Here is a 9,198-nt window from a genome sequence, read left to right as displayed (position 1 = left end):
TGTGATGGAGAGCGCGTGGTGCATGCGGTCCCGCTTGGTTTTCAGGTAGCGCAGGTTTTCGGCCCGGGCAGGCACCTCGGTGGGCACCACCTTGACCACGTCAATGCCATGGCCCAGGAGTTGTTCCTGTTTCAACGGATTGTTGCTCAGCAGCGCAATGCGTAACAGGTCCAGCGAACGCAGGATTCCGGCTGCGGCCGCGTAGTCGCGCCCGTCAACGGGAAGCCCCAGTTGTTCGTTGGCTTCGACGGTGTCCGCACCCGCTTCCTGCAGGCTGTAGGCACGCATCTTGTTGGCCAAGCCGATGCCGCGGCCCTCATGACCGCGCAGGTACACCAGAGTTCCACCGCGGCGATGGATCATTTCAAGCGCGAAGTCCAGCTGTTCGCCGCAATCGCAGCGGTAGGAACCGAACACGTCCCCCGTGAGGCATTCCGAGTGCAGCCGCACCAGCGGCAGGTACTCATCACCGGACACCCTGGCTTCTGCAGACTCACCGGGTGCACTGAGGCTCAAGTGTTCTGCACCTGTGGCAGCGACCACCCACGCCTGGGCTTGGAAGGTGCCAAAGCGGGTGGGCAGCTGCACCACGGGGCCGCCCGTCACGGCAGGCTGCTCACCGCTCATGCCGACTTCCCTTCCAGCCCGGCCACGTGCGCCACGAGGTCGGCGATGGAAACCAGCACCAAACCGTGTTCGTTGGCGAAGTCACGCAGGCCGTGGAGGCGCATCATCTCCCCCGAGTCATCGACCACTTCGGCGATGACGGCAACAGGTTCGCACCCTGCCAGTCTGCACAGTTCAACGGATGCTTCGGTGTGGCCCGGACGTTGGCGCACTCCCCCGGCCACGGCTCGAAGGGGGAAGATATGCCCGGGCCGGGTGACGGCGTCGGGCATGGACAACGGGTTGGCCAAGATGGTGGCCGTGAGCGAGCGGTCGGTGGCGCTGATGCCGGTGCTGACCCCGAGCGCCGCATCGCAGCTGACGGTGTACGCGGTACCTTTAGCGTCCTGGTTGTGCGCGACCATGGGCGGCAGGGCCAGGCGGTCGGCGTGGGCGGCATCCATGGGGATGCAGACCACCCCGGAGCTATGCCGGATGGTCCAACCCATGAGTGAAGGGGTGCTGTGTTGGGCGGCGAAGATGATGTCGCCCTCGTTTTCGCGGTCTTCATCGTCCACCACGAGCACGGCCTCCCCGCGCCCCATGGCGGCAATGGCCATGACGATGGGATCCAGTAGCGTATCGGCAATGATCGTTTCACTCATGTCCGGCACCCTTCAGTGTGGAGAATTCCAGCAGGCGCTCAGCGTATTTGGCCAGCACGTCAACCTCCAGGTTCACCGCGCCGCCCACCGCCTTTGCGCCCAAACCGGTCTTGGCTAACGTGACGGGGATGAGCCCCACCTCAAACCACTGCTGTGCTTCTGCGGCGGGGCTGACGGCGGTGACTGTCAGCGAGACGCCGTCAATGGCGATGGAGCCCTTTTCGGCGATGTAGCGCGAGAGCCCCGTCGGGACGGCAAAACGCAGCCGTTCCCACTTGCCCTGGTTTTCGCGCTCCACCAGCGAGCCCGTGCCGTCAACGTGACCCTGTACAACGTGCCCGTCAAGACGCCCGCCGGCAGGAACGCAGCGTTCAAGGTTCACGGTGTCCCCGCTGGAAAGTCCGCCGGTGGTGGTGCGCACCAGGGTCTCGCCCATGACGTCAACTTCCACCGTGCCGCGCTCGAGCCGCACTGCGGTCAGGCACACGCCATTGACCGCCAGCGAGCCGCCCAATTCAAGGCCGTCCAGCACGTCCCCGGCGTTGAGCACCAGCACGGCGCTGTCGGACTCCGGGTGCAGGTCAACGCGCTGCACCGTGCCGCGTCCTTCAATGATTCCGGTAAACATTTCTATCCTCTTTCTGTGCTGGCGGCGGCAGCGGAACCGGCAGCATCGCCGGCACCCTTCGCTGCGGCCTTGGCCGGCATAAGCGTCAATTTCAAGTCCGGCCCCAGCACTTCAACCGGTCCGGTGGTGGTCCCGTCCCACTCCCAGCGCTGCGCCTCGGCAAGCGTGCCGATGCCCAGATCCGTCAGCGCAGGGATGCCGGCGCCGAGCAGTGTGGGGGCCAAATACACCACAAGTTCGTCCACAAGGCCCTTCGCTAGGAACGCTCCGCTGATCATCGAGCCACCTTCGATCATGAGGTGGCCCACTCCGCGCTCCTGCAGTTCACGCACGACGGCGGCAGGGTCGTGGGTGTGCAGGGCCAGGAAGTCTTCGTCCCCCAGGCGGTCCGGGCTGCTCGGGGTGCCCGACGCTCCGCGGATGGCCGCATCGGCGGGAATCTCACGCAGGCCCATGACCACCCGCAAGGGTTGGTGGGCCGTGTCAGAGCCGTCAGCGGCACGGGCGGTAAGACGCGGGTTGTCCGCCATGATGGTCCCCGTGCCGACCACGATGGCATCCACGCGGGCCCGCAGGTCATGCGAATCCTGCCGTGATTCCTTGGAGGTGATCCACTGGCTGGTACCATCCACGGCAGCAATCCTGCCGTCCACGGTTTGCGCCAGGCGGGCGGTGATGAAAGGGCGATTTTCACGCACGGCCACAAACCACTGACGGTTCAGGTCCTCCGCTTCCTCCGCCATGAGGCCCATGCGGACATTGATGCCTTCATTATGGAGAACTTCGGCTCCACCAGAGGCCGGCTGGTGCGGGTCCCTGACAGCAAAAACCACATTGCCAATGCCGGCGTCAAGAATGGCCTGGGTACAGGGTCCGGTTCGGCCCACGTGGTTGCACGGTTCGAGTGTCACAATGAGCGTGGCGGCTGAAAGGTCGCGCTTGACACCGGTTCCGAGCAGTCGGTTGATGACGTCCGTTTCGGCGTGGGCAGTGCCTGCGCCGCGGTGGTAGCCGATGGCCAGGAATGTGCCATCGGCGTCGATAATGGCAGCACCCACGAGCGGGTTGGCCCCGCGAACACCCTGCCTGGCGGCAGATAATGCCGTTTCCATGCCGAGGGTTTCGGCTGCCGTGAAGTGCCCGGAATCATGGCCGAAGGGGCCGGAATTGATGGAGCCTGAGTCCATGGAACTGAAATTCACAGTTTTGCCTCTCTCTTTCCCACGGTGCTGTGAGTGCTGTCGTTGCCACTGTTCACATTGTCAGTGCCCACTGTGCCAGTTCCCACGGTGATGTCGGGGAAGGTGGTATCCACCGACACCGTACGGGCCTTGATGTCGCTGTTGTGCCGTACCCTCCACCAGACAAAGAATCCGGTAAGCGTGAAAGCACCGTAGAAGATGTACATGAAGGCCGAAGCGTAGTATCCGGCGCTGAACAGCAGCGGCACACCGACCAGGTCCACTGCGACCCAGATCAGCCAGAACTCAACCCACCCCTTGGCCATGCCATAGGTCGCAAGCAGTGAGCCCATGAAGATCCAGGCGTCCGCCCAGACCGGTTCGTAGGAGCCCATGAGCCGGAAAATGGGGGTGAGAACGGCGGTGCCGCCCACCATGGCGGCGAGCAGGAGCCAGCGCGCCTTGGCCCCGGCCCACTGAGGTTCGACTGCCTGGCCCACATGCGCGCCGCCGTCGTCCTTCTGGTGCCGTGTCTGATTCCAGCGCTGCCAACCATAGATGGAGACGGCGATGAACATGATTTGGCGACCGGCCTGTCCCAGCAGGTTCACGTGGTCCGGGGAGCCGAAAACGGTGCCCATGAAGACGGTGAAAAGCAGGAGGTTGCCGACGATGCCCACCGGCCAAGCCCAGATTTTACGGCGCATGCCGCCGAGGGCGCTGGCGAGCCCAAAAAGATTGCCTATGACTTCGCGCCACAAAATGAATCCGCCACCGGCAAATTCAAGTTTGGCTTCAAAGAGCCATCGCAGAACGTCCATCGTTACCCTTGCCCTTTCGAGACCGCGATGGCTCCGGGGGGTAACGTACAGCGGCGCGCAGGGTGCAAGGACGGGCAAAAAGCAGGAACGCTTCTGCCACACCCCTGACCTGGCGGCCAAGACTGTTCGTGCTTCTCCCATCCAGACTTTAACTGTCGGTTCCGGAATTTCACCAGATCAACCGAACGCGTCCTGCTGTTGCCAGCTGGCTGCGTGCGGGTCGCGGACTATAACCGCCGGTTCGGAATTACACCGACCCCGGAGCACGTAAAAATACATTTTTGGATCCGACGATTGCCGGAACCACTTTCATTATGGCACCCAATGTGCCGGCATGCTAAATCTTGCTGTCATCCTGCGCCGATCATCCAGCACCAAACGAGTCTGCGCTAAATGTCGCGGTGTTCCCGGACCGGGCGAAAGGCCAGCTGCCCCTTGGCGCGCAGCGCATCGATGGCCTCGGCCGGTGACGGCTTGCCGTACACGGCGGAGCCCGCCACGAAAACGTTGGCCCCGGCTTCTGCCGCGCGGGTGATGGTCTCCTCCGTGATGCCGCCATCCACCTGAATGGCCACGTTGATGCCGCTGCCTTCTATGGCGGCGCGGGCGCGGCGGATCTTGGGCAGCGTGACGTCAAGGAACGCCTGGCCGCCGAAGCCGGGCTCAACCGTCATGATCAACAGCATGTCCAGTTCGGTGAGCATGTCCAGGTACGGTTCCACCGGCGTGGCCGGGCGCAGTGCCATGCCGGCCTTGGATCCCCTGGCCCGCAACTCCCTGGCCAGCTTGATGGGGGCGTCGGAAGCCTCCACATGGAACGTCACCGAAGCGAGCCCGGCGTCCGCGTAGAGCGGTGCCCAGCGGTCGACGTCGGCAATCATCAGGTGCGCGTCCAAAGGCACAGCGCTGACCTGCTGGATCCGTTCCACCACCGGCAGGCCGATGGTCAGGTTGGGCACGAAGTGGTTGTCCATGACGTCGACGTGCACTGCGTCGGCGTTGGCGATCCGTGCCAGTTCAGCTTCGAGGTTGACGAAGTCCGCTGAGAGGATGCTGGGATTGATGCAACAGGCAAGTGAACGGCTGGTCATGAATGAACCTCATCTTTGAGCTCGGGGGTCTTTGTACTGCTGATTAGTTCTTGCGGATCAAGGCCAGGAACATGGCGTCGCTGTGGTGGATGTGCGGCCACAGCTGCGCCATTTTCTCGTGTCCTGGAATGGTCGAGGTGGCGTTGCCGGCATGCAGGTTGCCGCTGAGGCTGACGGAGTCCAGGACACTTCCAGCGTCGAGCAGTTCGACGTCGTCGCGTTTACGCAGCGAGTCATCGACGACGGCGATCGTCTCAGCGACGTGGGGCGAGCACGTCACATACGCCACCACTCCCCCGGGTTTGACGGCGGCCAAGGCTGAGTCGAGCAGTTCGCGCTGCAGCCGGCCCAGTTCGCCCACGTCGGAGAGTTGGCGGCGCCACCGGGACTCGGGACGACGGCGCAAGGCTCCCAGTCCGGTGCAGGGCGCGTCGACCAGAATCCGGTCAAAAGCGTCGGGGTGCTCGCGGCCAATGTCGCGGCCGTCGCCGGTGCGCACGGTCCAAGTGTCTTCCGGTACGGCGCCGAGGGCCTGCGAGACCAGCTTCGCACGGTGCGCAGAGGGCTCGTTGGCAAGAATCCAGGCACCCTTTTGGGCGGCGAGGGCTGCCAGCAGGGCAGCCTTGCCGCCGGGGCCTGCGCACAGATCAAGCCAGCGCTCCTCGCCGTCGTCCCCGTCAGTGGCGCCCAGGTCGGTGGCAATTTCGACGGCGGCCAGGGCGCGGGCCACCAGCTGTGAACCGGCGTCCTGCACGCGGACAGAACCGTCGCGCACGCTTTCCAGCCGGCTCAGGTCTCCACCGGAGGACAGCGCTGAATCAGCCACCAATTCGCCAGCGGTGAAGCCAGCCTCGAAGGCCTCGGACAGGTCACCCAAGCCGGGCAGCGCCACCAGATTCACCACGGGAGCCTGGTTGTCAGCCTCCAGCAGGGCGGTGATTTCGGAAACGTCGCGGCCATGGGCCACCAGCGCCTGGCGCATGGCACGCACAATCCACTCGGGGTGCGAGTGCTCAATCGAGGCAATCTTCACCTCGTCGGTTAGCCCCTCTGTCAGCTCCTCGAGCCACTCCGGAAGTTCCTTCGCCGCAACCTTGCGCAGCACGGCGTTGACAAGTCCGGAGGGCCCGGCACCGATGACGGCACGCGCCAGCCCGACCGTCTGGTCCAGGGCGGCGTGCGTGGGGACGCGCATGGCCATCAGCTGATGGGCGCCAATGCGCAACGCGTCCAAGATGGCCGGATCCAACTCGCTGAGCGGACGGTCCACGCACTTGGCCAAGATCGCATCATAAGTGCCCTGGGCACGCAGCGCACCGTAGGTCAGTTCCGTGGCAAAGCCGGCGTCGCGGCGGTCAAGGCCGTGGCGCCGGATACGGGTGGGCAGCACAAGGTTCGCGTAGGCGTCGTCGCCGGAGACGGCGCGCAACACCTCAAAGGCGACCAAGCGAGCCGGATCGGCAACGCGCGTGCGCTGACCGGGGGCCGTGTCCGTCCTGTTCCGGCCGGTACCGCGATTGCGTTCACGCCCCGCAGCATCCCGGCGCTTCACGCCACCCGGATTCCCCGACTGCTGGTTTTGGTGGCTCGAACGTCCGCCTTGCTCGCTGGTCATTCAAACACCACATCTTCCTTGTTGGCCAGGCCGCGGGCCCAGTCCGTTGCTTTCATAAGTTTTTTGCCGGACGGCTGGACATCCACCAGTTCAATGGCGTGTGAGCCGGTCCCTACCAGAACGGCTTTCCCGTCGACGCGAAGGCGGGCCGGTTCAAGGTCCATGACGTCGGTACGCAGCTGCACTGGTCCCAGCTTGAAACGCTGCCCGCCGAGCATGGTCCATGCTCCGGGCTCGGCGGTGACGCCGCGGATGCGCCGGGAAATGGCCAGCGCGGGGTTGTCCCAGTGCACGTGGCCGTCCTCAAGAGTCAGTTTGGGCGCCAGGGAGATTTCCCCTTGCTGCGGCACTCCGCTGAGGGCGCCGGCGGCAAGGCCGTCAATGGTCTGCACCAGCAGCATGGCTCCGCTGTGCGACAGCCGTTCTAGCAGCACGGCACTGGTGTCCGTGGGGCGGATGCTCTCCGTCAAAGTGCCAAAGACGGGTCCCGTGTCGAGTCCCTGTTCCAGCAGGAACGTGGACGCACCGGTGATTTCATCGCCGTTGATCACCGAATGTTGCACAGGCGCGGCGCCACGCCAGGCTGGCAGCAGCGAGAAGTGCAGGTTGATCCAACCGTGCGCCGGAATGCGCAGCGCGCTTTCGGGGACGAGCGCCCCGTACGCTACGATCGCCGCTACATCAGGTGCCGCTGCGGCAATGGCGGCGGCAGCCTCGGCGTCGACCTTGTTCGCCTTGATCACAGGCAGTCCCAGCTCGGCCGCGCGCGCAGCCACGGGCGACGGCGTGAGGATGCGTTTACGGCCCAGCGGCGCGTCGGGGCGGGTCAGCACGGCGACGATCTGGTGCCCGGCGGCCCGCAACGCTTCAAGGGAGGGCAGCGCAACAGCTGGTGTCCCGGCAAACAGCACCCTCATTGGGCGGCCCCTGCACCAAAGGCCGAGCCGACGGTGAGGGCGCGCTTGGCCACGGTTCCGGCCGTCACGTCCTGATAGTTCGCCATGCGGATGGCACGCAGGGCTTCCTTGCGGTCTTCGCCTTCCAACCGGTCAACGTACAGCGTGCCGTTCAGGTGGTCTGTTTCATGCTGGAAGCATTTGGCCAAGGTGCCGGTGGCTTCCATGTCGATGGGGTTATTGTCCATGTCGACTCCGGTGATTCGCACCCAGCGGTGCCGCGCAACGTGGAAACCCAGGCCGGGAACCGACAGGCAGCCCTCGGGCTCCGCGGGCGCAAAGTCGTCGCTGGCGACCAGGACGGGGTTGATGATGTGCCCTTGCGCACCGTCCACGGAGTACGTGAAGATGCGCTTGTTCACCCCAATTTGCGGCGCTGCCAAGCCGGCACCGCGGACATCGACCATGGTTTCGCGCATGTCCTCAATGAGCTTGGCCAGTTCAGGGCCAAAAGCCGTCACCTCTTCGGCGACGGTTCTCAGGACAGGGTCGCCAATGATGCGAATGCTCAGGATGGCCATGGGTGGGCACCTCACTTTGGTGTTGTTACTCGAGTGTCTTTGCTTGGGTGTTGTTGCTGACCGGTTCCGGTGCGCTAAAACAACTGGTTCTTCAAGTCTAGTTGGCTGCCGGTGCCGCCGGTGGCGCAATATCGAGCAATGGTGCTCCTGCAGCCGAGGCATCCAATGAGGTTTGCCACACCCGCCGCAGTGACGCGAACTTAAACCAGTGCGCCTTCAGGACCTGCGGGTTGGCCCGCAGCGTGCGCACTTCAGTCTCCCCGATGGCCACACCCAGCAGGATGGGGTCCTGGCCGTACTTCCATGCTTCCCACGTGCCAGCTGCTTCGTCCACGATGGACTCCTCGGCTTTCATTCCCGCCACCAGTTGCATGACTACCTTGGCGTCGAGGCTTTTCACTTGGCCGTTGCGGTCCGTGCCCTTGGTCTTGTAGTCGATGATGCACAGTTTCCCGCCAATGGTGGCTACCAGGTCGAGGGTGCCGGCGTAGCCTACGGTTTCATTCCAAACAGTGATTTCAGGGGCCAGCGGCTGGACGTCGTACTGCTTCCACCAGTCATCGAAGCGCAGCGCAAAGTCACCTTCACGGTTTTCAGCTAGCGCTTCGAGTGCTTCGGGGACTTGGTGCGGCCGGCCCAGGGCCCGCAAAGCCACCTGTTCGCAGTAGTTGTGGACTCTATCGCCGCGGGCGGCCGCGGCGTCCCTGAACTGTTCGGCAGCATTGGAGCTGTCGCGCACCACGGTGCGTAGTTGGCCGGGGTTGCCAATGGCAGCACCCAGGTCGGGGTGCTTCGCCACGGCCGTCGCCGCCATGTATCCGATCCAGCCGTCCAGGGAGTTGGCCTGCTGACCAATGACCGTGGTGATGGAAGGAACCTTGGGCGGGCCCTGGAGGGAACGGGCGTACATGCGCCCCAATTCGGTGCTGTGTGCCAATGCTGGTGCGCTCATGCCTCCACTATTCCACTACCCTCGGACACGGCGCAGCCCGGCAGTAGTATGACTGTGGATAAACACTTGTTAACGTCCAAAGGCACCCTTCAAGGGTGCCTTTGTCATGGTGGGCGATACTGGGATCGAACCAGTGACCTCTTCCGTGTCAGGGAAGCGCGC

The 9,198-nt window shown here is 64.2% G+C and carries 10 protein-coding genes and 1 riboswitch; all 10 genes read right to left on the bottom strand.

The features are described 5' to 3' along the window. Positions 1-627, bottom strand: a 627-nt coding sequence (locus tag Q4P21_RS06455; protein WP_303387982.1) for a GTP cyclohydrolase II, incomplete at its 3' end; no start/stop codon positions are given. Then, positions 624-1,271, bottom strand: a complete 648-nt coding sequence (ribB, locus tag Q4P21_RS06450) for a 3,4-dihydroxy-2-butanone-4-phosphate synthase (RefSeq protein WP_303387981.1) — start codon at positions 1,269-1,271, stop codon at positions 624-626. The genes Q4P21_RS06455 and ribB, both read right to left, overlap by 4 nt. Continuing rightward, complete coding sequence (locus tag Q4P21_RS06445) at positions 1,264-1,899, bottom strand: riboflavin synthase (RefSeq protein ID WP_303387980.1); 636 nt, start codon at positions 1,897-1,899, stop codon at positions 1,264-1,266. The genes ribB and Q4P21_RS06445 overlap by 8 nt, the downstream gene beginning before the upstream one ends. Before the next feature lie 2 nt (positions 1,900-1,901). After that, positions 1,902-3,086, bottom strand: a complete 1,185-nt coding sequence (ribD, locus tag Q4P21_RS06440; RefSeq protein ID WP_303387998.1) for a bifunctional diaminohydroxyphosphoribosylaminopyrimidine deaminase/5-amino-6-(5-phosphoribosylamino)uracil reductase RibD — start codon at positions 3,084-3,086, stop codon at positions 1,902-1,904. Between the two features lie 11 nt (positions 3,087-3,097). Continuing rightward, positions 3,098-3,901 (bottom strand): nicotinamide riboside transporter PnuC, encoded by an 804-nt coding sequence (gene pnuC / locus Q4P21_RS06435; protein WP_303387979.1) that lies wholly within the window; start codon positions 3,899-3,901, stop codon positions 3,098-3,100. A 125-nt stretch (positions 3,902-4,026) separates the two neighbouring features. Beyond that, positions 4,027-4,171: riboswitch (FMN riboswitch) on the bottom strand. 119 nt (positions 4,172-4,290) lie between these two features. Further along, the gene (gene rpe / locus Q4P21_RS06430; protein WP_303387978.1) at positions 4,291-4,992 is read right to left on the bottom strand and encodes a ribulose-phosphate 3-epimerase; all 702 of its coding nucleotides are present in this window, start codon (positions 4,990-4,992) and stop codon (positions 4,291-4,293) included. Positions 4,993-5,035: 43 nt separating this feature from the next. After that, positions 5,036-6,607 (bottom strand): RsmB/NOP family class I SAM-dependent RNA methyltransferase, encoded by a 1,572-nt coding sequence (locus Q4P21_RS06425; protein WP_303387977.1) that lies wholly within the window; start codon positions 6,605-6,607, stop codon positions 5,036-5,038. Further along, positions 6,604-7,524 carry a methionyl-tRNA formyltransferase gene (gene fmt, locus Q4P21_RS06420; RefSeq protein ID WP_303387976.1) on the bottom strand — a complete coding sequence of 307 codons (921 nt, stop codon included), beginning with the start codon at positions 7,522-7,524 and terminating at the stop codon, positions 6,604-6,606. The genes Q4P21_RS06425 and fmt overlap by 4 nt, the downstream gene beginning before the upstream one ends. Further along, positions 7,521-8,084: a peptide deformylase gene (gene def, locus Q4P21_RS06415; protein ID WP_303387975.1), complete on the bottom strand. Its 564-nt coding sequence runs from the start codon at positions 8,082-8,084 to the stop codon at positions 7,521-7,523. Before def ends, fmt begins: the two co-directional genes overlap by 4 nt. A 97-nt stretch (positions 8,085-8,181) precedes the next feature. Beyond that, positions 8,182-9,036 (bottom strand): cytochrome, encoded by an 855-nt coding sequence (locus Q4P21_RS06410; RefSeq protein WP_303387974.1) that lies wholly within the window; start codon positions 9,034-9,036, stop codon positions 8,182-8,184. Positions 9,037-9,198 lie beyond the last annotated feature (162 nt).

The organism is Arthrobacter sp. (genome assembly GCF_030540645.1).
In the GTDB taxonomy this organism is placed as follows: Bacteria; Actinomycetota; Actinomycetes; order Actinomycetales; family Micrococcaceae; genus Specibacter.
Note: the sequence above shows the minus strand (reverse complement) of the source record. Positions and strands in the feature narration are given on the sequence as shown.

Bases quoted from the DNA above. Each gene is read 5' to 3' on its own strand.
- ribB (WP_303387981.1), bottom strand. From the start codon at position 1,271: ATGAGTGAAACGATCATTGCCGATACGCTACTGGATCCCATCGTCATG.
- Q4P21_RS06445 (WP_303387980.1), bottom strand. From the start codon at position 1,899: ATGTTTACCGGAATCATTGAAGGACGCGGCACGGTGCAGCGCGTTGAC.
- ribD (WP_303387998.1), bottom strand. From the start codon at position 3,086: ATGGACTCAGGCTCCATCAATTCCGGCCCCTTCGGCCATGATTCCGGG.
- pnuC (WP_303387979.1), bottom strand. From the start codon at position 3,901: ATGGACGTTCTGCGATGGCTCTTTGAAGCCAAACTTGAATTTGCCGGT.
- rpe (WP_303387978.1), bottom strand. From the start codon at position 4,992: ATGACCAGCCGTTCACTTGCCTGTTGCATCAATCCCAGCATCCTCTCA.
- Q4P21_RS06425 (WP_303387977.1), bottom strand. From the start codon at position 6,607: ATGACCAGCGAGCAAGGCGGACGTTCGAGCCACCAAAACCAGCAGTCG.
- fmt (WP_303387976.1), bottom strand. From the start codon at position 7,524: ATGAGGGTGCTGTTTGCCGGGACACCAGCTGTTGCGCTGCCCTCCCTT.
- def (WP_303387975.1), bottom strand. From the start codon at position 8,084: ATGGCCATCCTGAGCATTCGCATCATTGGCGACCCTGTCCTGAGAACC.
- Q4P21_RS06410 (WP_303387974.1), bottom strand. From the start codon at position 9,036: ATGAGCGCACCAGCATTGGCACACAGCACCGAATTGGGGCGCATGTAC.